Origin of the sequence: Geomonas ferrireducens (assembly GCF_004917065.1) — a bacterium.
Lineage (GTDB): Bacteria > Desulfobacterota > Desulfuromonadia > Geobacterales > Geobacteraceae > Geomonas > Geomonas ferrireducens.
Genome location: NZ_SSYA01000001.1, coordinates 684,653 through 704,931 on the forward strand (window position 1 = coordinate 684,653; position 20,279 = coordinate 704,931).

Sequence of the window (20,279 nt, forward strand, 5' to 3'; positions counted from 1 at the left end):
GCGTCTTTGCGTTAAAGCCTTTTGCTTTTAAATCTCCACCGGCCTGGGCACCTCGCTCTCCATGATGGGGCGCGGCGTGAGCCGGTCGGGGATCTTCAATACGGTGGTCCCGGCCGGCGGTTCGATCTCCTGGTAGAGCGGCTCGCTGCCACGCTGGTTCGTCTTCGAGAAATGCATGGGGAGCACGTACCTCGGGCGCAACCGGTCCAAGAGCATGTTGAATTCGGTGGTGCAGAGGTGCCGCGACAACTGCGCCTTTTGTTGCTGCGATGCAAGGAAGGCGCACTCGCATACCAGCAGTGTCACCCCCTCCAGAAGCCCGGCCAACTGCTCCAAGTTGTCCTTGGAGTAGCCGATGTCGGTGCAGTAACCGATGCTGGCCGGCTCCTCGATCTTCCGGATACGCCGGTACAGTGACGCAGCATCGGGCTCCCACCTCTCTTCCACCCCGCCGTCACCTCCATGCAGGTAACTGATGCGCTGGCCCTCCATCGCCCCGTCGCGAAACAAGCGCTCCATCTCCTTCAGCCAGTTTCCCCTCACCACCCCTTCCGCTGCCATACGTGCTTCATCGACCACGAAGGCGGCCCCCTCGTCCACACGATAGGCCATTACCGGAATGCGGTGCTCGCATTGCGTCGAGGTTACCTTGAGGTGCCGGTTCTCATAGAGGATCCCGTTGCGCTCCCCTTCCCTGCTCGCCGCGAAGGCCTCTGCCCCGCGGTAGAGCGTGCTGCTGACGCGCCCGTTTCCATCCACCTCGTTCACCCTGAAGTTTCCCCAGAAGGTGTCGGCGAGGTTCCAGTCGTAGCAGGCGAACTTGCTTGCCATACGGCTTGAGAGCCCTGCCGGACCGAAGACGTCGATGGTGCGGGGCGAGGCGTGGCTGTGGCGGATGACGCTGTCCATCCCCATGAAGTGGTCCATGTGGGCGTGGCTTATGAAGATGGCATCGATGGAGGTGTAAACCCTTTTGGCGAGATGATGCATCTTGCCGCAGTCGAAGAGAATGGCGCGCCCGGTTGGTCTCACCCGGACCAGGAGCAGCGGATCATCAAAGAGACCGGCGAAGAAGGTCGGTTCGAGGTAGCGGAACGGTTTCGGCATGCGCAGAATTTTACCATTAGATTGACCTGCATCAATTGCAACACACTCTCTGCGGGTTACAGTTCCTATCAAGAACGCACATCACTGACAAGGAGTAACGACATGGCAGAGAAAAAAGGCGTGGCACTAGGCGAGGCATTGAATCTGGCGAATCTGGCGGGCTATCAGGACGGCGCGGTAGTCAGCAGGACGGTCATAGACAAGCCGGTAGGCACCATCACCGCCTTCGCCTTCGATGCTGGTGAAGGGCTGAGTGAACACACCGCTCCCTACGATGCCTTCGTGCAGGTGATCGACGGCGAAGCGGAAATCAACATAGACGGGAAGGCCCACAACGTGACGGCCGGAGAAATCATCATCATGCCGGCGAACAGACCGCACTCGCTGCGCGCGGTGAAACGCTTCAAGATGCTTTTGGTGATGATCAGGGCTTAAAATCTAAAAGCGGATCACAGAGGCCACGGAGGAAAGGCCACGGCCCACGCAGAGGGAATCCAGGGTAAAGACAAAACGTTTCTGTTTTTCCTCTGTGCCTTCTGTGGACCTCAGTGACCTCTGTTGTAACGCTTTTGTTTGACCCTTTTTCAACCATGGGCTATGCTCCGATTCGTTGCAGCAACAGCAATTTGTCGGAGCGGGATTATGGTTTTTTTCAATGTCGAGCAGTGGCGGCAGCACGTCGCCCTTGATGTCGGAACGGCAACCACTCGTATCGCCACCGGTAACTCACAGCTCTTCGAGCTCCCTTCAAAAATCGGCGCCACCAAGGCGCTGCGCAACGGGGTCGTCGTGGACGGCGACGCCGCATACCGAATCCTGCACCCCATCCTGGAATGCCGCCGGGTCTTCGGCATCGTCAAGCCGAGCATCCTCGGCTGCGCCCCGACTGACGCGAGCGAGCAAGAAAGGGGGCTGCTGGAGGAGTGCATCATGAAGGCGGGCGCGGCCTCGGTGTCCATAATTCCGGAACCGTTAGCCGCCGCGGTCGGAGCCGGCCTGGACGTCTCATCTCCCTATGCCCAGATGGTGGTCGACATCGGGGAGGGGGTAACCGATTGCGCGGTGATCCGCTCCGGAAGGCTCGTCGCAAGCTACGCCCTAAGGGGCGGGTGCTGCCGGATGCGTGAGGCCATCGCAGCCCGCCATTGCATGAGCGAGGACGCGGCTGACCTGCTCCTGCGCGACTGCGGCATCAAGGCACCTGAGGATGTCTTGGGAAGCATGGCGGTCGCGGCTGCCGTCAAGCCGGTCCTGGAAGAAATCGCCGATGGCGTCGACTCCTTCCTGAGGGACCTGCCCGACGAATACGGATGCGACATCATCTACGGCGGCATCTGCCTTACCGGCGGCGGCGCGCTCATCCCCGGGGTGCGCAGGCTGCTCGAAGACCGCACCGGCGTCAACATCACCCGTGCAAGAAATCCGCGTCGCGCAGTAGTCGAGGGTGCGCGCGCCATCCTCCCGGTCGTCGTCATGCTGAACCGGTGGAAGTAGCACCCGCCCAGCCTCCCCTCGTCCCGTCCGGTATCCGCTAAAAATCTCGTATTACAGGAACAAAAAAGCCCCTGCCGGATCCCGGCAGGGGCTTTTGTTTTTCAGGTCGGCAAAGAGCGCGGCCCGCTCTTTACTTGCAGCCGCAACCGCAACGCTCGCGCAGGTCCGCCTCGTACCCTTTCTTCAGGAGCTTCGCCACCTCTTTCGAGTGGTAAGTCAGGATCAGGTCGGCGCCGGCGCGTTTGAAGGACATCATGGTCTCCATGACGACGCGGTCCTCGTCGATCCACCCCATGTTGGCGGCGGCCTTCACCATGCTGTACTCGCCGGAAACGTTGTACACGGCGGTCGGGAGGTTGAACTCGTTTCTCACCTCGCGCACGATGTCGAGGTAGGGAAGGCCGGGCTTGACCATCAGGATGTCGGCCCCTTCCTCCACGTCCATGCGCGCCTCGCGGATCGCCTCGAGACGGTTCGCCGGGTCCATCTGGTAGGAACGGCGGTCACCGAACTGCGGGGTGGACTCGGCGGCCTCGCGGAACGGGCCGTAGTAGCCGGAGGCATATTTCACCGCGTAGCTCATCAGCGGGATATTGTTGTAGCCGTTGTTGTCGAGCGCCTCGCGGATCGCGGCCACACGGCCGTCCATCATGTCGGAGGGGGCGACCATGTCGGCGCCTGCCCTGGCGTGGGAGAGCGCCTCACGTGCCAGAAGCTCGAGGGTCTCGTCGTTGTCCACGTCGCCGTTTTTGATCACGCCGCAGTGCCCGTGGTCGGTGTACTCGCACATGCAGACGTCAGTGATGACGGCAAGCTTCGGGACCTCTTTCTTGATGGCGCGGATGGTCTCCTGGATGATGCCGGTATCGGAGTAGGCGTCGCTACCCATGGCATCCTTTTGCTCGGGAATGCCGAACAGGATCACCGCCGGAACGCCCAGCTCGTACACCTCCTGGGCCTCCTCAACGATGTTCTCGATGGACTGCTGGTAGATGCCGGGCATGGAGGAGATCTCCTTCTTGATCCCCTTGCCGAAGGCAGAAAACATCGGGTATATGAGGTCGTTGGCGGAGACGGAGGTCTCACGGACCATGTTTCTGAAAACTTCCTTGCCCCGAATCCTTCTCGCTCTGTACAACGGGTAGAACATAGGTCTCTCCTTTGCGTGTCTGCGTTGCGTTTCTGTTACTCATCAAGTGATGCGGGAAATACTTCTTAGCTCTGCCGGAAATAGGAGACCATCTCCCGGGCGAGCGCGTCGAGCGTGTACTCTGCCGGCTCCATGTGCACTTCAAGCCCCAGGTCACGGCAGGTCTTGGAGGTGATGGGGCCGATGGAGGCGACTTTCACCCCTTCCATCAGGTGCAGGAAACGGTTCTCGCCAAGGATCGCGGCGAGGTTCTGCACCGTGGAGGAGGAAGTGAAGCTCACGCAGTCCAGGCGCTTCTCCTCGAGGGCGGCAAGCGCCTCGGCCGGGATCTCCACAGGGGTGCGATTCGCGTAGGCGACCGGCGCGATGACCTGCGCTCCCAGCCGTCCCAACTCTTCCGGAATTACGTCGCGGGCACGGTCCCCTTTCGGGAAAAGGACCCACTTCCCTTCCATGTCCATCTCGGCAAACGCCGCCACGACTCCCTCCGCCTTGTAGTCGGCGGGAATCAGGTCGGGGCGGATGCCGTACGCCTCCAGGGCGGCGCCGGTCTTGGGGCCGACGGCGCAGACGCGGCAGCGCCCGAGCGCCCGGGAATCCAAGCCGTGCTCGCGGAGCCGGTTGAAGAAGTATTGGACCGCGTTGTACGAGGTGAAGATGATCCAGTGAAAGCTGTCGAGGGCGCTGATCGCCTCGTCGAGCGCCGCGTAACTTTCCGGCGGCACGATCTCGATGGTCGGACAGCAGTGCGTCCGGGCTCCCAACTGCTCCAGCTTCGAGGCGAACTCACCTGCCTGATCGGCTCCGCGGGTGACCATGACCGAGCGTCCGAAGAGCGGGCGATTGTCGAACCAGCGCAGCGTTTCTCTCAGACTCACCACCTCGCCGACCACCGTGATGGCGGGCGCCTTGAACCCCGCAGTTCTGGCCTTCTCGGCGATATCGGCGAGTGTCCCGACCAGCACCTCCTGCTCCGGGCGCGTTCCCCATCTGATCAGGGCAACCGGTGTCTCCGGTGCGCGGCCGTGATCCATGAGGCTTTGGGCTATGTGCGGCAGGTTGGTGACCCCCATGTAGAAGACCACGGTGCCGCTTCCGAGCGAAAGCCCTTCCCAGTCGATCTCCGACGAAGCCTTCCCCTTCTTTTCGTGACCGGTGACGAAGGCGACCGACGTGGTGACGCCGCGGTGGGTGAGCGGGATGCCGGCGTAGCTCGTGGCGCCGACTGCAGCGGTGATGCCCGGTACGATCTCGAACGGGATTCCCGCCTCGACCAGCGCTTCGCACTCCTCGCCGCCGCGCCCGAAGATGAAAGAGTCGCCACCCTTGAGACGTGCCACCACCTTTCCGGAGAGCGCCTTCTGCACGAGCATCTCGTTGATCTGGCTCTGCTCGCGGTTGTGCTCGCCGCCGACCTTCCCAGCGTAGATGAGCTCCGCCCCTTTCGGCGCGCAGTGCAGCAGTTCGTCGTTGGCCAGGTAGTCGTACATCACCACCTGGGCCTTCGCCAGGCAGTCGCGTCCCTTGACCGTGATGAGCCCCGGGTCGCCCGGCCCCGCGCCGATCAGGTAGACGTAGCCTTTGTTAGTAGTTTGAACGGTCATCTCGCACCAGGAAAAGGCAAAAGGCTAAGGTAGAACCGTTAGCCTTGAGCGAAAAAGCGAAAGCGTTAACCACAGAGGTCACAGAGAGTCACAGAGGAAAACCAAAGTCTAACGTTTGCTTTTCCTCGGTGTCCTCTGTGGACCTCCGCGCCCTCTGTGGTAATGCTTTTTGGTTTCTATACCGGGATTTCCTTCTCCCGGGAGACTTCGCGCTGGTAGACCTCGGCGAGGATGGCGTGCCCCCCCTCGTTGAGGAGCTGCTCGGCGAGTTTCACGCCCAGCTTCTCGCAGTCGTCGGCCGGACCGGTCACGGTCCCCTTCACGGAGACCTTGCCGTCAACGCTTGCGATGAAGCCGGTGAGCTTCAGCTCGTCGCCGGTCACTTCGCCGTAAGCCGCGATGGGAACCTGGCAGCCGCCCTCGCAGCGCCAGAGGAGGGCGCGCTCGGCACGCACCGCACGGCTTGTGTCGGGGTCGTTGAAGAAGGAAATCGCGTCCTTCACCGCCTCGTTGGAGAGGTTGCACTCGATGCCGAGGGCGCCCTGGCCGATGGCGGGCAGGGAGAGGTCGGCCGGAAGGAGCTCGGTGACGCGATCGGCGAAGCCGAGACGGTTCAGGCCGGCGGCGGCGAGGATGACTGCGTCAAGCCCCTCGGTCTCCAGCTTGTTCATACGGGTCTCGACGTTGCCGCGGATGATGACCATCTCGAGGTCCGGACGGACCTTCAGGAGCTGCGCCTGGCGACGGAGCGCGGAGGTGCCGATGCGGGCGCCCTGCGGCAGGTCGGCGAACTTGACGCCTTTGGAGATCACCGCGTCGCGCGGGTCCTCACGCTTGGTGATGCAGTAAAGGCCGAGCCCTTCCGGGAACTCGGTCGGGACGTCCTTCATGCTGTGCACCGCGATGTCGATCTCGCCGCGCAGCATCGCCTCTTCGATCTCCTTCACGAAGAGTCCCTTGCCGCCTACCTGTGCCAGCGGTACGTCGAGGATCTTGTCGCCGATGGTCTTGATCTTCTTCAGGGTCACCGTCATGTCCGGGTAGCGTTTTTCCAGCTCGGACTTCACCCAGTTTGCCTGCCAGAGTGCGAGCTGGCTCGCGCGGGTTCCTATTCTCAGCTCCTTCAGCGCCATTTTGTCCGTTTCTCCTTTATCTGTATGTGTGCCTGTTTCTTTATCCGGTTAGTCTTCCAGCTCCATCAGGTTCTCCTGCTCCGTTTCCGTCTGCAGGTCGAACAGGCTGCGCAGTGCGTCGACGTAGAGGTCGTTGCGGCTTCCCTGGTCGGTCCTTTTCAGGGTGCTCGTCGGCTGGTGCAGCAGTTTGTTCATGATGGCGTTGGTTAGGGCCTCCAGCTTCTTCTCCGCACCGGGGGGAAGGTCCTTCCAGTTCGACAGGGTCTTCGCGAGCTCCGCCTTCCTGATCTCGTCGAAATGGCTTCTGAGCGCCACGATGGTCGGTGTCACGTCGAGGGAGGCGAGCCACTTGAAGAACTGGCCGATTTCCTGCTCGACGATTGCCTCGGCCTTGGCAGCCTCGATTTTGCGCTGCTCCAGGTTCGTGGCGACGACACCGTTCAGGTCGTCGACGGTGTAGAGGTAACAGTTCTCTACGTCGTTCACCTTGGGATCGATGTCGCGCGGCACGGCGATGTCGATGAAGAACATCGGCTTATGCTTGCGGCGACGCAGCACCTCCTCCATGTCGTTTTCACGGATGATGAAGTGAGGAGCGCCGGTCGAGGAGAGGATGATGTCCGCCTTCGGGAGATGATCCATCAGGTCTTCGAAACGGACCGGTTTGGCGTCGAACTCCTCGGCGAGTTTCTCGGCGCGCTCGTAGGTCCGGTTGGTGACCATGACGCCGCGCACGCCGACGTTGATGAAGTGTTTCGCAGCCAGCTCGCACATCTCGCCTGCGCCGATGAGCAGAACGGTCTTGTCGCCGAGCTCGCCGAAGATCTTCTTGGCGAGTTCCACTGCGGCAAAGGCGACGGAAACGGCGGAGGAGGCGATCTTCGTCTCGGTCCTCACGCGTTTCGCCACGGAGAACGCCTTGTGGAGGAAACGGTTCAGGATGATGCCGGAGCTCTTGAACTCGGCGGCATAACCATAGGAGGTCTTGATCTGCCCGAGGATCTGCGGCTCGCCCACCACCATGGAGTCGAGGCTCGAGGCGACGCGGAACACGTGACGGGTGGCGTCCTCACCGTGGTAGCTGTAGAGGTGCTTCTCCAGCGTCTCCAGAGGGAAGTTGTGATAATCAGCAAGGAAACGCTTCAGGCGCGCCATCCCGCCTGCAACGTCGCGGGTGGTGGCGTAAATCTCGACGCGGTTGCAGGTGGAGACGATCACCGCCTCGGTTATGTCCGGCAGCTCTACGAGGGTCTTGAGCGGTTTCTCCATCTGGGTGGGAGAAAAGGCGATTTTTTCCCTTATTTCAACGCCGGCAGTTTTATGCGAAAGGCCTACCACAATAATGTTCATAACAATGCCTGCCCCTTGGGGAAATCCCTTACTTGTAGCTGTGCAGTCCCGGCAGCAACAGGTTTACGCCGAGGAAGGTGAAGAGCATGATGACAAAGCCGAAGATGGAGAGCATGGCGGCCTTCCTGCCGCGCCAACCGGTGGTCAGTCTGCCGTGCAAGAGAGCGGCGTAGATGAACCAAGTGATGAGCGACCAGGTCTCCTTGGGATCCCAGCTCCAGTAAGTCCCCCACGCAGTCTCGGCCCAGATGGCGCCGGAGATGATCGCGAAGGTGAGCAGTGGGAAACCGAAGGTGAGGCAGCGGTAGCTGATGTCGTCAAGAAGGTCGAGCGCGGGAAGCTTCTGGAACATGGGCCCGAGTCGGCGCGTCTTCAGGAAGTGCGACTGGATCAGGTACATGATGCTGACGCCGAAGGAGATGGCGAAAGCAGCGTAGCCCAGGAAGGCCATGATGGTGTGAACGGCGAGCCACTTGCTCTTAAGCGCCGGGTTGAGCGGCGGTATGACGCTGGAGAACGAGGCGGAGATAGCCATGACCAAAAGCGCAAGCGGCATCATGAAGGAGCCGAGGATGCTGATCTTGTAGCGCCTTTCGAAAAGAATGAAGATGCCGACGATGGCGAGGCTGAAGAAGGAAAGCGATTCGTGCAGGTTGGTGATCGGTGTGTGCCCGGCCTCGAGGTAGCGATTGACCGTGAAGCCGCAGTGCACGACGAAGCCCGCGAGGGTGAGCCACAGGCCTGTTTTGCCCAGCGAATCCTTCGGCTTGAGCAAGTACAGGAGGTAGATGGCGGTGACAACCGCGTAGATGACCAGGGTGCTGTTGAAGAGCAAGGCGTTCATGAAGGGTCCTTTTTTCCTGCTCCTACCGAGCCCGATGTGGCCCCGGTAGCTGAGAGCTTCTGGAGTATCTGGTCTATGGCATCTCTCTGCCCGGTCCTGATCAGCGCGGGTAGATCCAGCGCGGCAAGCGCTGCAAAAACCGGGTCATTGTATGCGTTCCCCACCTTTTCAGTCAATAGCTTTTCACGGACCGTTCCTAAAAGAGATACTGCTTCACTGTATTCAGGACCGAAGAGAGGCTCAAGCTGTTCGACGATACGCCGTGCCAGTGCTGGGCTGGCGCCACCGGTCGAAACAGTTATGAGCAGTTCTCCCTGTTGTAAAACGGCCGGGGTGGCGAAGTCGCTTTCACGCGGCGCATCGACACTATCTATAAGTGCGTTGAGGGCCCGCGCCTCTTCCACGACCATGCGGTTGACACCCGGGTCGTCGGTGGCGGCGAAGGTGAGCACGGCGCCGGTCAGGTCGCCGGGCTGGTAGGCGCGGCAAAGGTGCAGCAGCTTTCCCTCTGCGGCAAGAAGGGCAAGCGGCCCGGTAAGGACCGGGGACACAACGACAAGCTTCGCGCCTGCTCCCACCAGCCGTTTAGCCTTACGTTCCGCCACCCTGCCGCCGCCTACGATCACCACGAGCCGGCCCTCGAGGTTCATGTTGATAGGATAGTGGCGCACCATGTTTCTCCAGTGTGGAAATAAAGAGCCATGACAACCTCAACCGGCGCTAATATGGCCCGAACCGGAAAGAGTGTCAATGCTGAATACATGAACGATGCAGCGGGTTTCACTGGTATTCTTTCCCGCTCTCCGCGCGGGCAATTACTCCTTGCTTTTTTCATCCGCTCATTTATAGTAGAAACCACTTTTTTAATAAAGGAGAAGGTCAATGGCCAGCGAAAACGTACAAACCTTTACCGATGACAATTTTGAGAAAGAAGTACTGCAGTCCGACATCCCGGTACTGGTAGACTTCTGGGCCACCTGGTGCGCCCCCTGCAAAGCCATCGCGCCCCTCATCGATACGGTAGCGTCCGAATACGAAGGACGCGTCAAAGTAGGCAAGGTCAACGTGGACGACAACCCGGCGACACCCGGCAAATACGGCGTGCGCGGCATCCCCACCGTGATCCTCATCAAAGACGGCAAGGTAGTAGACCAGGTTGTCGGCGCTATTCCCAAGGCACAGCTCGACGCCCTGATCAAGAAAGCTCTCTAAAAAAGGAAAAAGCTGATGTTGTTCAAGAAGTTCGCGATGAAAGCCGTCCCCCTGGCACTCGCAGGGCTTTTGCTCTCCAGCCAGCCTGCAGCAGCCATCTTGCAGAAAGGGGATCCCGCCCCCCCGATCAAGCTGACCACCACCATAGGACAGCAGATCACGCTCAACAACTACAAGGGCTACGTCCTGGTAATGGATTTCTTCGCTACCTGGTGCATCCCCTGCAAGGAAGCGATCCCGCACCTGAACTCGCTGCGTGCCAAATACGGCAAGCAGGGGCTACAGGTACTCGGTGTAAGCGTCGATGAGGGGAGCGATCGTGACGTCAAGAACTTCATCGCGGAGAGAAAGGTCAGTTACCCGGTTGCCATTGCCGGTGAGGACCTGCAGACCGAATACGGGCTGCGCTCCATCCCCACCCTGTTCGTGATCAACAAAAAGGGCATCGTGGTGGAAAGGTTCCAGGGTTTCTCGGACCAGACCGCAAGGGGACTGGAAGAGACCGTAAAAAGGCTTCTCGCCGAATAGGCCAAGCCGGACCTGAAAAACGAAAAGAGCGGCGTCTGCTGCGACACCTCAAAGTGTCGCAGCACAGGCGACCGCTCTTTTTTTATTCTGCCGCTCCCTTTCCCCTTACCGAAGCTCTCTCCCCAATCGTCCCGCGGATCGCCATTGACTTTTTCTAATCAGATGGCAGGATTCGTTGGTGCTCGAACGGTGAAACGTCAGGATAAGGGGAGGTAGCCATGGAACTGAGAACAAAGGGTGTCATAGGGCTGGACCAGGTAGGTCACACGATCCTTGAGCTGAAAAGCGGCGATGAAGCCCGGAAGATCAGATCCCATGTAGGCGAAGACGTGGAACTGGTTATCGTGACCAAAGACAGATCAGCAACTCTGCAGGACGCCTCTCCACAGTGGAACGTCGAAGACCAGCAATAACGTTTTTGCAGGGACTTGAATAGAATTGACTGATTTGGGGAAAGACTGGGTAGTTTGTCCAAAAACTTGAGTGGTTGGTCCGAAAACTTGAGTGGTTGGTCCGAAGACTTGGGTGGTTTGTCCGAAGACCTGGGTGGTTTGTCCGAAGACTTGGGTGGTTGGTCCGAAGACTTGGGTGGTTTGTCCGAAGACTTGGGCGGTTGGTCCGAAGACTTGGGTGGTTGGTCCGAAGACTTGGGCGGTTGGTCCGAAGACTTGGGTGGTTGGTCCGAAGACTCGGACGATGGTCCTAAAAGTTGCGCGATTTGTCTGGAGACCGGGGTGGTTTATTGGGAGACGCGAGTGATTCTTCCCAAAATTTGGGCAGATTAGGCTGAAACCGAGATTGGAATGTCACCGGTAGCCATTCGGCGCAGATGGTTAATGTCACGCAAAGGGGGCGCTCCGAACAGCCGACCATACTCCCGGCTGAACTGGGAGGCGCTCTCGTAACCGACGGTGAATGCGGCAGTGGTGGCGTCGACACGCTCGGCAAGCATCAGGCGCCGGGCTTCGTTGAGGCGCAGCATCTTCTGGTACTGCAACGGGCTCATCGCCGTCAGGGTCCGGAAATGGTGGTGGAAGGTCGACGTGCTCATGTTGACCCGTGTCGCCAGGTCGTCGATACGCAGCGGGGTGGTGAAGTTCCCTTTCAGCCAGTCGATGGCCCGCGCGATCTGCCGGCTCTGGCTCCCTGCCGAAGCCATCTGACGCAGACGTGCCCCCTGGTCTCCCACCAAGAGGCGGTAAATGATTTCCCGCTGGATCATCGGTGCGAGTATGGGGATGTCGTTTTGATCCTCCAAAAGGTCGACCAGCCGTTCAAAGGCGCTGACGAGAGGATGAGTCACTTCGCCGACCGCCATGCCGCGACTCGACTGCTGCGCGCGCGGTTGCGGAAGGTTGCTGTCGAGCATCAGCTGCGAGACCTCGCGCAGATCGAGCATCAGCCGCAACCCGAGATACGGCTTTTCGGGGCTCGCCTCGATGACCTGGACCACCGTGGGGAGATGCACCGAGGTGATCAGGAAATGCCTGGCGTCATAAACGAGGGTTTCTTCTCCAAGCTTCACACGCTTGGCCCCCTGCACGACGAGACAGACACTCGGCTCGTACATGCCGCTCACCGGCTCGGTCACTTCCTCCCGCTTGAAGAGGGACAGTCCAGGGATCGCAGTATCAAAAAGCTCCCCTGCTTCGGTCCATCGTGCAATATTAAGTTTCAAATTCTCGATCGCTGTGTCCATCTTGCAGCCCCTCATCACCTGCGTAACCAGTCGTTTTACTTGCAACTCCCCTGAAGGCATACTACTCACCCTCCACCGGCTTGACAACTTTTTTCGCAGCATTCGCAGGATCAGGCAAAAAATAGGCAGGATCGGTCTACCTCCCTTCTCTTTCTCGGTAGTAGGATCTGATCATCCTCAAAAGGGGATTATCCGGCGTTGCGGGATGGAGCATAACGCGCACTGCGGTAGAATTTGCGGATGTGCCGGGCGCCCTCCGGCACCCGACGGTTTTGAGTCCGACAAAAGGAGAAACGAATGCAAAAGAGAAAATTGGGTAAAAGCGGCCTCGAGGTTTCGGCGCTCGGCCTCGGGTGCATGGGAATGAGCTTCTCGTACGGCCCCCCGAAGGACAAACAGGAGATGATCACCCTGCTGCGGACAGCAGTGGAGCGCGGCATAGACTTCTTCGACACGGCCGAGGTGTACGGCCCCTTCATCAACGAGGAGCTGGTGGGCGAGGCGCTAGCCCCGCTGCGCGACAAGGTGGTGATCGCCACCAAGTTCGGCTTCGACATAGCACCGGGTAAGGACCCGAGGGGGATGAAGGGGGCGACGCCCGCGCTGAACAGCCGTCCCGAACACATCAGGGAGGTTGCTGAGGCCTCGCTGAAGCGGCTCAGGATCGATACCATCGACCTCTTCTACCAGCACCGCGTCGACCCGGATGTCCCCATCGAAGAGGTGGCGGGCGCGGTGAAGGAACTGATCCAGGAAGGTAAGGTTAAGTACTTCGGGCTCTCCGAGGCCGGGGTCCAGACCATCCGTCGCGCCCATGCGGTACAGCCGGTTGCGGCGCTGCAAAACGAGTACTCGCTCTGGTGGAGGCGCCCCGAGGAGGAGATCCTTCCCACCCTTGAAGAACTCGGCATCGGCCTTGTCGCCTACAGCCCGCTCGGCAAGGGGTTCCTCACCGGCAAAATCGATGCGAGCACCACCTTCGACAGCACCGACTTCCGCACCACCCTCCCCCGCTTCACGCCGGAAGCACGCCAGGCGAACCAGGCGCTGGTCGACCTGCTAGGCACCATCGCCGCGAAGAAGCAGGCCACCCCGGCGCAGATCGCCCTCGCCTGGCTGCTGGCACAGAAACCGTGGATCGTCCCAATCCCGGGTACCACGAAGCTCGAGCGCCTGGAGGAGAACATCGGCGCCACCCAAATCAGCCTGAGCGCCGACGATCTAAGTGAAATCAACGGTGCGGCGGCGAAGATCCACGTGGAAGGCGGCCGCTATCCCGAGATGCTGGAAAAGCTGACCAACCGCTAACGCAAAGAGAAAGAACAGGAGGATAAACCATGTACAAAGCAAAAGCCTACTCCGCCGCAAGCGCGACCGCACCGCTGGCATCCACGGTCATTCAGCGCCGGGAACCGACCGAGCGCGACGTCCAGATCGAAATCCTTTACTGCGGCATCTGCCACTCCGACCTGCACACGGTGCGCGACGAGTGGAACAGCGTCATGCCCACCATCTATCCCTGCGTTCCGGGACACGAGATCGTAGGGCGCGTAACCAAGGTCGGCTCCGCGGTCACAAAATTCAAACCCGGAGACCTCGCGGGCGTCGGCTGCCTGGTCGACTCCGACCACACCTGCCCCAGTTGCAAGGCGGACCTCGAGCAGTTCTGCGGCAACGCGACCTTCACCTACAACTCCCCCGACAAGCACCTAGGCGGCGTCACCTACGGCGGCTACTCGGACAGCATCGTCGTAGACGAGCACTTCGTACTGCACGTCCCGGCGAACCTGGAGCTCGCCGGAGTCGCACCGCTACTTTGCGCCGGGATCACCACCTATTCCCCGATCCACCGCTGGGGCGACATCAAGGGGAAAAAGGTCGGCGTGGTCGGTCTTGGCGGCCTGGGGCACATGGGGGTCAAGTTCGCCAAGGCCTTCGGCGCCCACGTCGTGGTATTCACCACCTCCCCCGGCAAGAAGGAGGATGCGCTGCGCCTGGGTGCCGACGAGGTGATCATCTCCACCGACGCCGAGCAGATGAAACAGCACGCGGGGACCTTCAACTTCATCCTGGACACCGTCGCGGCAGATCATGACTTGAACGCGTACATCAACATGCTCGGACTTGAAGGGAACATCACCCTGGTCGGCGCGCCGGACAAACCGCTCGCGCTCTCCTCCTTCGCCCTTCTGTTCGGTAGGCGCAGCGTCTCAGGTTCGCTGATCGGTGGGCTTGCCGAGACCCAGGAAATGCTCGATTTCTGCGGCAAGCACAACATCACCTCCGACGTGGAGATCATCCCGATCCAGCGGGTCAACGAGGCGTACGAGAGGCTGGTGAAGTCGGACGTGAAGTACCGTTTCTCCATCGACATGGCCTCCCTCAAATCCGAATAATCCCCATGTGGTTACTGCACGCAGTGAGGCGCCGGGTCCGCCAATGGCCCCGGCGCCGCCCCCATCTTCTTCCCGCCCGGACCGATCCCGGCTCCCTGGCGGGAAGATACGTCTTCACCGTATTGTGTATTGGAGGCCTAACCGCCATGGCGGCAGCATCTATCAACGACAGCAGCGCATCCGGGCAGAAAAGCCCGAACCACTCTCCGCAACAGAACGCGGCGGTGATGTCGACGGGGAGCTTCATTGAAAGCGCCCGGGTGATGTGGAACTTCTTCTTCAACAAGCCCGCCGGCACCGTTCCCACCGGGGAAATTCCGGTCCGTAAGATGTCCCGTGAGCAGTTGCTCGCGGCACCCGACAACACGGTCTTCCGTCTCGGTCACTCGACCGTTCTTTTGAAGCTTCAGAACGCGTTCTGGCTCACCGATCCGGTATTTTCCGACCGCGCATCGCCGATTCCCTTCGCCGGGCCGCTCAGGTTTCACAAGCCGCCGATCAGCATCGAAGAGCTCCCCCCGATAAAAGGTGTGATCATCTCCCACGATCACTACGACCACCTGGACCGGCGCTCCATCGTTGCACTGGCCGAGAAAACGGAATACTTCATGACGCCGCCCGGAGTGGGCGACATCATAACCGAGTGGGGCGTCCCCTCCGTCAAGATCAGGCAGCTGGACTGGTGGCAGTCGATCAAGATCGGCGGCGTCCTTTTCGCCGCAACACCTTCGCAGCACTTCTCCGGCCGCGGCCTCTTCGGCAGAAACAAAACCCAGTGGGGTTCCTGGGTGATGCTCGCCCCCGGCTTCCGGGTCTTTTTCAGCGGGGATTCCGGCTACTTCTCAGGATTCAAAAGGATCGGCGACGAATACGGCCCCTTCGACCTGACCATGCTGGAGGCGGGCGCCTACAACGAGCACTGGGCCGGCGTCCACATGATGCCTGAGGAGACGGTACAGGCGCACATCGATCTGAAGGGGAAGGTCCTGCTCCCGATCCACAACGGCACCTTCGACCTATCCATGCACCGTTGGCAGGAACCGTTCGAGCGCATCCTTCATCTGGCACAGGCGCGCAGCGTTCGCGTCTCGATGCCGTTGATGGGAGAGCCTGTTTATGCACGGGAGTCGGACGGCACGAGGCAGTGGTGGACCGGCGTCGATCCGGCCGGTGGGACCGGCCACGTTCTAGTGAAAGGCCATGACCCGGTTCCCGAGCAGCAATGACCGGTGTAGGGTGGTGGCGGCAAAACACCAGTCACCGAGAGCATGATCTTCCCGCCGGACACGTCCACATCCCCTCCCCCGGAGGGGGAGGGTCAGGGAGGGGGAGCGCGCAGCTTAGTCCGGCGGGGGGGGGGGCCCCCCCCCCCCCCCCNNNGGGGGTGGGTCGGGGGGGGGCCGCGCGCAGCTTAGTCCGGCTTCCCCCCTCCCAACCTCCCCCCTCCGGGGGGAGGCGCTTTCTCTCTGATAGACACAGCTTTAGACTTCTGCAGCTAAAGTAATTTCCACTTTTACGGGAGGTTCGCATGAACAGTGAGAAGAACGAAACCGGCCGGCACGGCAACGGAACGAACCTCACCCGGCGTGACTTCATCAAGGGAGTCGGCATAGGTGGCGGTGCGCTGGTACTCTTCGGGCAGTTCGGGGTGCACTCGGCCGCGTGGGCCCTTTCCGGCGAACCGGCCCTCAAGATGGTCGTGGTGGATTACGGCAAGTGCACGGGGTGCCGGACCTGTGAGACGGCCTGCGCCTCACGAAACCGTCCGGCATCGGTCAAGGGGAAGGAACTCCCGGGACTGGGCAATCCTATCTACGCGAACATCCGGGTGCACAGCTTCAACCCTGATGTGGACGTGGCCGGCGTCTGCGCCATGTGCGCCGACACTCCGTGTGCCAAGGCGTGCCCGGTCGAGCCGGACTCGCGCGGCCGCCGCGCCTTTTACCGCGACGACGTGACGCACACCATGCGTAACGATGAAAAGCGCTGCATCAGTTGCCAAAGCTGCGCCAAGGCCTGTGCATCGCAACGCACCGGCGTCATTCATCCCAACCCGGCGACGGGACGCCCGGAAGGGATGTGCACGCTGTGCGGCGGCGACCCGCAGTGCGTGAAGCGCTGTCCCTTCGGCGCTCTCTCCTACGTCGAAGTAAGGCGTGACAGGAAGTTCTACGGCCTCGGGCCGGAAAAAATTGCAGCGGAGCTGGCCAGGAACTGGTACGGCACGACCAGCTTCGGAGGTGCCAAATGAGCGCGAAACCTGGATACTACGGCAAGATATTGAACATTGACCTCTCCACCGGGAAAAGCGAGACGGTCCCCGTTTCCCACCGCGATCTGGACCTGTTCGTCGGCGGTCAGGGGCTCGGCATGAAGCTCCTTTGGGACCGTCTGAAGAAACCGGGAGTCGATGCGCTTTCCCCCGAAAACCCGCTCATGTTCATCCCGGGACCGTTCTCCGGGCTACCAGTGCCGTCGTCGTCGAGGACCTGCGTCGTCACCAAGTCCCCCATCACCGCACCGTTGGCTTCCGATCACCCTCACGCCTCTACGGTCACCTATTCCAACATGGGCGGGTTCTTCGGGCCCGAGCTCCGTTTCGCGGGATACGACGGCCTGGTGATCACGGGAAAGGCCAGGGAACTCAGCTACATCGTCATCGACGACGGCAAGGTGGAGATCCGGGATGCCCGGAAGTTCAGGGGGATGCGGACCGACGCATTCGACAAGGCTTTCCTCGAAGAGCTCGGCGACCGCAAATTCAAGACCGTCTACATCGGCCCCGCCGGTGAAAAGCTCGTCCCCTACTCCAGCATCATCCACACCGCCGGAAGGGCGGCAGGACGCGGCGGCTCAGGCTGCGTCATGGGCTCCAAGAACCTGAAAGGGATCGCGGTCAAGGGAACGGGGCAGCCGAGCGTCGCCGATCACGAACGTTTTCTCGCGGCATTGGATAAGGCGAGAAAGGCCCTCTACGGCACAGCCTACGCCAAGTCGTGGGCCGAGCAGGGAACCGCCCGGGCCATCGTAGGCAACAGCAACGCCGGGACCGAGTCGGTGCGCAACTACCGCGAAGGGACCTTCACCGAGGCGGACAAAATCGGCGGGGACGCTGCACGGCGCGACGTATGGGTAAGGGACATAGCCTGTTTCTGCTGTCCTCTCGCCTGCAAGAAAAGCGGCGTCACCAAGGGAAAGTACGGCGGCGTGGTCCATGACGGGCCTGAGTACGAGACGGGCGTCATGCTCGGCTCCAACCTGATGATCTCCGACATGCCGGGACTTCTCAAAGCCATCACCGTCATCGACGACCTCGGGTTGGACCAGATCTCCACCGGAAACGTGATCGGCTTCCTGATGGAGGCCTACGAGAAGGGGATGATAGACCGCAAATTCCTGGACGGCATCGACCTCAAGTGGGGGAGCGTCGACGCGACGCTCGCCATGATCGAGAAGATCGCCGCCCGCGACGGCGTGGGGGAACTTGCCGGCAAAGGGGTGGCGGGTCTCGCGCGACACATCGGGCAGGGGAGCGAGAAGTTCGCGATCCACGTGAAGGGGCTCGAGCTCGCCGCGCACAACATCCAGGCGAACCAGCCGAGGGGGCTCTCCTACGCCACCGCCTCGCGGGGTGCCTGTCACATGAGCGGCGATAACATCGCCATGCAGAACAGGCGCGCCATGCTCGACTCCACCGGGATGTGCTTTTTCCCGACCTTCGAGCCCGCACTTGAGGAGCCCATGCTGGAGCTTTTGAGCGCGATCACCGGGCACGAGTACAACAAGAAGGAGTTCGAGAAGGCAGGAGAGCGCATCTTCAACCTGGAGAAGGTGTTCAACTACCGGGAGGGATTCCGCCGCGCCGACGACAGGCTCCCCGACCGTTTCTTCGAGGACGCCTTCACCATCGGCGCAAAGAAGGGAGCCGTACTCGACCGGAAGGAGTTCGAGGCGATGCTCACCCGTTACTACAAGGACCGGGGATGGGATCCCGAGAGCACGAAGCCGGGGACGGCGAAGCTCAAGGAACTGGGACTGGATTTTATTTGAAAGGATTTTCGATGAGCAAGAACAGCAGCAAGGAAAACATAGGAAGCTGGAAGGCACTGACCGTCTATTTCTCTCATTCCGGCAATACGCGGGAATGCGCCAGACAGATCAACGAAAGGGTTGGGGGCGACCTGCTGGAACTGATCCCGGCCCGCCCCTATCCGCAAGATTACGACACAGTCGTCACCCAGGCTAAGCGGGAAATGCAGTCGCGTCACCGGCCCGAACTGAAGGCAACGGCAGCGGACCCGGCCGATTACGACATCATCTTCGTGGGCTCTCCGAACTGGTGGAATACGGTGGCGCCGCCGGTGATGACCTTTCTCGCAGGACACGACCTGACGGACAAGGCCATCTTCCCGTTCATCACCCATGAAGGGACTGGTCTCGGGCGAAGCGCAAAGGAGATCGCGGAGCTCTGCCCGGGCGCGACGGTGCTCGACGGCATCGCCATTCGCGGGGGAGAGGTCAAAAGAGCCGGACAGAAACTGTCGGAGTGGCTGCAGAAGCTAGGCATAACAGAGGCGGCTTGAGATAAACACGGAGGCGACGATGTCAAAGCAAGAAGAAGGTAAAGGGATGAGCGATCTGGAGGCGGTTGCACCGGAGTTCGCGAGACTGACCAAGGATTTCCTTTTCGGCGAAATATGGGAGCGCCCGGAACTCTCGCCGCGGGATAAGAGCCTGATCACGGTCACCTGTCTCGTGGCGCTGAACCGGATCGAACAGGTGGAGTTCCACCTCAAAAAGGGATTGGAAAACGGGCTGACAAAGGAAGAGCTGGTGGCAGCCATAACGCACATCGCCTTCTACGCAGGCTGGCCTACGGCAGCCTCTGGGTTCGCCCACCTAAAGCATGTGATCGACAGCATGCAGGAGTGATGACAAAAAAAGCCACTGGCCTTGGCCAGTGGCTGCTCCCTTTAGAGCGGAACTTGGAGCAAAAGGAGAGGAAACGCGTGCTACTAACAAGCTGCGACAGCCACCGCTGCACAGCTGGAAATCGCTATAAAGACTTCACGTTACTGCCACCACCGCACTGCATTTTGCCCGGCTGCCGAGGCGGCGGCCCGCGCCGAAAGGGTACGAAAACTGGACCAGACCCCACGGCTGAATCCTATGGCGGAAAGGAGTCCCACCTTATCGAACGGCGTCGCGTTGTGGAAGATGAACTGGTCGCCCAGGAACTCGAGGGCGACCCGATCCTCCCCGACACGGTCGTGAAAGACACAAAAGACGGTGCGCGGCGAGATTTTCTCTTCGGGCCAGTATTTTTCTAAGCGGCGGATCTTTTTTACCAGGTCAGTCCCGCCCATTCCGGAAAGTGCAACGGCGGTACAGACTATGGCAAACGGATCGGCGCTCTGGTAGCTCACGATAAACTTCCGCAATCCCTCCTCTGCGTCCCTCGCAGATTCCACTGCGCAATGAGGCGCCAGCATCTTCTCCAACAAGACCCGTTTCGCCTCGCTCCCCTCGATAATCAATGCACGCATATTCCCCCCTGGAGGCGGTCAGCTGCCAATTCATTACAGTGCCCATGGTCGCAGGATATGCGGGAAAGGGAATCGGGAATAGCGGGATGCAGATGATTTTATTGTAGGAATGCTGCCGATAGGGACTGTCGGGGAGAATGATTATTCGCCGAGGCCTTCACGTTCCCCACGTGGTTTTGATGAACCAACTGCAAATCCCCCTAAATCCCCCTTCGC

General features: G+C 60.5%; 21 protein-coding genes. 12 read left to right on the top strand and 9 right to left on the bottom strand.

Features of this window, described 5'->3' with window-relative positions; translation table 11 throughout:
• Positions 1-27: 27 nt before the first annotated feature.
• Positions 28-1,107 (bottom strand): ribonuclease Z, encoded by a 1,080-nt coding sequence (locus tag E8L22_RS02995; protein ID WP_136523776.1) that lies wholly within the window; start codon positions 1,105-1,107, stop codon positions 28-30.
• Positions 1,108-1,209: 102 nt separating this feature from the next.
• Between E8L22_RS02995 and E8L22_RS03000 the strand changes: the two genes are divergently transcribed.
• Together E8L22_RS03000 and E8L22_RS03005 are read left to right on the top strand one after the other, a co-directional pair.
• The gene (locus tag E8L22_RS03000) at positions 1,210-1,542 is read left to right on the top strand and encodes a cupin domain-containing protein (RefSeq protein ID WP_136523777.1); all 333 of its coding nucleotides are present in this window, start codon (positions 1,210-1,212) and stop codon (positions 1,540-1,542) included.
• 207 nt (positions 1,543-1,749) lie between these two features.
• A complete protein-coding gene (locus E8L22_RS03005; RefSeq protein WP_136523778.1) occupies positions 1,750-2,601 on the top strand; it encodes a rod shape-determining protein in 852 nt (283 codons plus the stop codon).
• Between the two features lie 130 nt (positions 2,602-2,731).
• On the opposite strand, the gene hemB is transcribed toward E8L22_RS03005, so the two are convergent.
• The 6 genes from hemB to E8L22_RS03035 form a co-directional block, all read right to left on the bottom strand.
• Positions 2,732-3,751, bottom strand: coding sequence for a porphobilinogen synthase (gene hemB, locus E8L22_RS03010; RefSeq protein ID WP_136523779.1), 1,020 nt, complete (start codon positions 3,749-3,751; stop codon positions 2,732-2,734).
• Between the two features lie 65 nt (positions 3,752-3,816).
• Positions 3,817-5,355 carry a uroporphyrinogen-III C-methyltransferase gene (gene cobA / locus E8L22_RS03015; RefSeq protein WP_136523780.1) on the bottom strand — a complete coding sequence of 513 codons (1,539 nt, stop codon included), beginning with the start codon at positions 5,353-5,355 and terminating at the stop codon, positions 3,817-3,819.
• A gap of 176 nt (positions 5,356-5,531) precedes the next feature.
• Positions 5,532-6,488, bottom strand: coding sequence for a hydroxymethylbilane synthase (gene hemC / locus E8L22_RS03020; protein ID WP_136523781.1), 957 nt, complete (start codon positions 6,486-6,488; stop codon positions 5,532-5,534).
• Between the two features lie 48 nt (positions 6,489-6,536).
• Positions 6,537-7,838 (bottom strand): glutamyl-tRNA reductase, encoded by a 1,302-nt coding sequence (gene hemA, locus E8L22_RS03025; RefSeq protein WP_129128193.1) that lies wholly within the window; start codon positions 7,836-7,838, stop codon positions 6,537-6,539.
• A 28-nt stretch (positions 7,839-7,866) separates the two neighbouring features.
• Positions 7,867-8,682, bottom strand: coding sequence for a c-type cytochrome biogenesis protein CcsB (gene ccsB, locus E8L22_RS03030; RefSeq protein ID WP_136523782.1), 816 nt, complete (start codon positions 8,680-8,682; stop codon positions 7,867-7,869).
• On the bottom strand, positions 8,679-9,353 hold the full coding sequence (locus E8L22_RS03035) for a precorrin-2 dehydrogenase/sirohydrochlorin ferrochelatase family protein (RefSeq protein ID WP_136523783.1): 675 nt from the start codon (positions 9,351-9,353) through the stop codon (positions 8,679-8,681). The genes ccsB and E8L22_RS03035 overlap by 4 nt, the downstream gene beginning before the upstream one ends.
• Before the next feature lie 211 nt (positions 9,354-9,564).
• On the opposite strand from E8L22_RS03035, the gene trxA reads away from it, so the two are divergent.
• The 3 genes from trxA (at position 9,565) to E8L22_RS03050 (ending at position 10,835) form a co-directional block, all read left to right on the top strand.
• Positions 9,565-9,894 carry a thioredoxin gene (gene trxA, locus E8L22_RS03040; RefSeq protein ID WP_129128190.1) on the top strand — a complete coding sequence of 110 codons (330 nt, stop codon included), beginning with the start codon at positions 9,565-9,567 and terminating at the stop codon, positions 9,892-9,894.
• A 15-nt stretch (positions 9,895-9,909) separates the two neighbouring features.
• Positions 9,910-10,422, top strand: coding sequence for a TlpA family protein disulfide reductase (locus tag E8L22_RS03045; RefSeq protein WP_135868565.1), 513 nt, complete (start codon positions 9,910-9,912; stop codon positions 10,420-10,422).
• 218 nt (positions 10,423-10,640) lie between these two features.
• Positions 10,641-10,835: a hypothetical protein gene (locus tag E8L22_RS03050; RefSeq protein WP_136523784.1), complete on the top strand. Its 195-nt coding sequence runs from the start codon at positions 10,641-10,643 to the stop codon at positions 10,833-10,835.
• Between the two features lie 368 nt (positions 10,836-11,203).
• Here the strand turns inward: E8L22_RS03050 and E8L22_RS03060 are convergent, their stop codons facing one another.
• Positions 11,204-12,121, bottom strand: coding sequence for an AraC family transcriptional regulator (locus E8L22_RS03060; protein WP_136523786.1), 918 nt, complete (start codon positions 12,119-12,121; stop codon positions 11,204-11,206).
• A gap of 297 nt (positions 12,122-12,418) precedes the next feature.
• On the opposite strand from E8L22_RS03060, the gene E8L22_RS03065 reads away from it, so the two are divergent.
• The 7 genes from E8L22_RS03065 (at position 12,419) to E8L22_RS03095 (ending at position 19,449) form a co-directional block, all read left to right on the top strand.
• Complete coding sequence (locus E8L22_RS03065) at positions 12,419-13,429, top strand: aldo/keto reductase (RefSeq protein WP_136523787.1); 1,011 nt, start codon at positions 12,419-12,421, stop codon at positions 13,427-13,429.
• 29 nt (positions 13,430-13,458) lie between these two features.
• On the top strand, positions 13,459-14,517 hold the full coding sequence (locus E8L22_RS03070) for an NAD(P)-dependent alcohol dehydrogenase (protein ID WP_136523788.1): 1,059 nt from the start codon (positions 13,459-13,461) through the stop codon (positions 14,515-14,517).
• 146 nt (positions 14,518-14,663) lie between these two features.
• Positions 14,664-15,743, top strand: coding sequence for an MBL fold metallo-hydrolase (locus E8L22_RS03075; protein WP_198420110.1), 1,080 nt, complete (start codon positions 14,664-14,666; stop codon positions 15,741-15,743).
• A gap of 302 nt (positions 15,744-16,045) precedes the next feature.
• Entirely contained in the window at positions 16,046-16,768 is a 723-nt protein-coding gene (locus E8L22_RS03080) for a 4Fe-4S dicluster domain-containing protein (RefSeq protein WP_136523789.1), read from the top strand.
• Complete coding sequence (locus E8L22_RS03085) at positions 16,765-18,567, top strand: aldehyde ferredoxin oxidoreductase family protein (protein WP_136523790.1); 1,803 nt, start codon at positions 16,765-16,767, stop codon at positions 18,565-18,567. The genes E8L22_RS03080 and E8L22_RS03085 overlap by 4 nt, the downstream gene beginning before the upstream one ends.
• A gap of 11 nt (positions 18,568-18,578) precedes the next feature.
• On the top strand, positions 18,579-19,100 hold the full coding sequence (locus E8L22_RS03090) for a flavodoxin (RefSeq protein ID WP_136523791.1): 522 nt from the start codon (positions 18,579-18,581) through the stop codon (positions 19,098-19,100).
• A gap of 19 nt (positions 19,101-19,119) precedes the next feature.
• Positions 19,120-19,449, top strand: a complete 330-nt coding sequence (locus E8L22_RS03095; protein ID WP_136523792.1) for a carboxymuconolactone decarboxylase family protein — start codon at positions 19,120-19,122, stop codon at positions 19,447-19,449.
• A 140-nt stretch (positions 19,450-19,589) separates the two neighbouring features.
• Here E8L22_RS03095 and E8L22_RS03100 read toward each other — a convergent pair whose 3' ends face one another.
• A complete protein-coding gene (locus E8L22_RS03100) occupies positions 19,590-20,063 on the bottom strand; it encodes a response regulator (RefSeq protein WP_136523793.1) in 474 nt (157 codons plus the stop codon).
• Positions 20,064-20,279: the final 216 nt, after the last annotated feature.

What these genes read in the sequence shown, in the direction of transcription:
- hemA (WP_129128193.1), bottom strand. Translation starts at nt 7,838, where the DNA reads ATGAACATTATTGTGGTAGGCCTTTCGCATAAAACTGCCGGCGTTGAA.
- E8L22_RS03065 (WP_136523787.1), top strand. Translation starts at nt 12,419, where the DNA reads ATGCAAAAGAGAAAATTGGGTAAAAGCGGCCTCGAGGTTTCGGCGCTC.
- E8L22_RS02995 (WP_136523776.1), bottom strand. Translation starts at nt 1,107, where the DNA reads ATGCCGAAACCGTTCCGCTACCTCGAACCGACCTTCTTCGCCGGTCTC.
- E8L22_RS03000 (WP_136523777.1), top strand. Translation starts at nt 1,210, where the DNA reads ATGGCAGAGAAAAAAGGCGTGGCACTAGGCGAGGCATTGAATCTGGCG.
- E8L22_RS03070 (WP_136523788.1), top strand. Translation starts at nt 13,459, where the DNA reads ATGTACAAAGCAAAAGCCTACTCCGCCGCAAGCGCGACCGCACCGCTG.
- hemB (WP_136523779.1), bottom strand. Translation starts at nt 3,751, where the DNA reads ATGTTCTACCCGTTGTACAGAGCGAGAAGGATTCGGGGCAAGGAAGTT.
- E8L22_RS03075 (WP_198420110.1), top strand. Translation starts at nt 14,664, where the DNA reads ATGGCGGCAGCATCTATCAACGACAGCAGCGCATCCGGGCAGAAAAGC.
- E8L22_RS03050 (WP_136523784.1), top strand. Translation starts at nt 10,641, where the DNA reads ATGGAACTGAGAACAAAGGGTGTCATAGGGCTGGACCAGGTAGGTCAC.
- ccsB (WP_136523782.1), bottom strand. Translation starts at nt 8,682, where the DNA reads ATGAACGCCTTGCTCTTCAACAGCACCCTGGTCATCTACGCGGTTGTC.
- E8L22_RS03005 (WP_136523778.1), top strand. Translation starts at nt 1,750, where the DNA reads ATGGTTTTTTTCAATGTCGAGCAGTGGCGGCAGCACGTCGCCCTTGAT.
- E8L22_RS03060 (WP_136523786.1), bottom strand. Translation starts at nt 12,121, where the DNA reads ATGGACACAGCGATCGAGAATTTGAAACTTAATATTGCACGATGGACC.
- E8L22_RS03100 (WP_136523793.1), bottom strand. Translation starts at nt 20,063, where the DNA reads ATGCGTGCATTGATTATCGAGGGGAGCGAGGCGAAACGGGTCTTGTTG.
- E8L22_RS03085 (WP_136523790.1), top strand. Translation starts at nt 16,765, where the DNA reads ATGAGCGCGAAACCTGGATACTACGGCAAGATATTGAACATTGACCTC.
- hemC (WP_136523781.1), bottom strand. Translation starts at nt 6,488, where the DNA reads ATGGCGCTGAAGGAGCTGAGAATAGGAACCCGCGCGAGCCAGCTCGCA.
- trxA (WP_129128190.1), top strand. Translation starts at nt 9,565, where the DNA reads ATGGCCAGCGAAAACGTACAAACCTTTACCGATGACAATTTTGAGAAA.
- E8L22_RS03095 (WP_136523792.1), top strand. Translation starts at nt 19,120, where the DNA reads ATGTCAAAGCAAGAAGAAGGTAAAGGGATGAGCGATCTGGAGGCGGTT.
- E8L22_RS03045 (WP_135868565.1), top strand. Translation starts at nt 9,910, where the DNA reads ATGTTGTTCAAGAAGTTCGCGATGAAAGCCGTCCCCCTGGCACTCGCA.
- E8L22_RS03080 (WP_136523789.1), top strand. Translation starts at nt 16,046, where the DNA reads ATGAACAGTGAGAAGAACGAAACCGGCCGGCACGGCAACGGAACGAAC.
- cobA (WP_136523780.1), bottom strand. Translation starts at nt 5,355, where the DNA reads ATGACCGTTCAAACTACTAACAAAGGCTACGTCTACCTGATCGGCGCG.
- E8L22_RS03090 (WP_136523791.1), top strand. Translation starts at nt 18,579, where the DNA reads ATGAGCAAGAACAGCAGCAAGGAAAACATAGGAAGCTGGAAGGCACTG.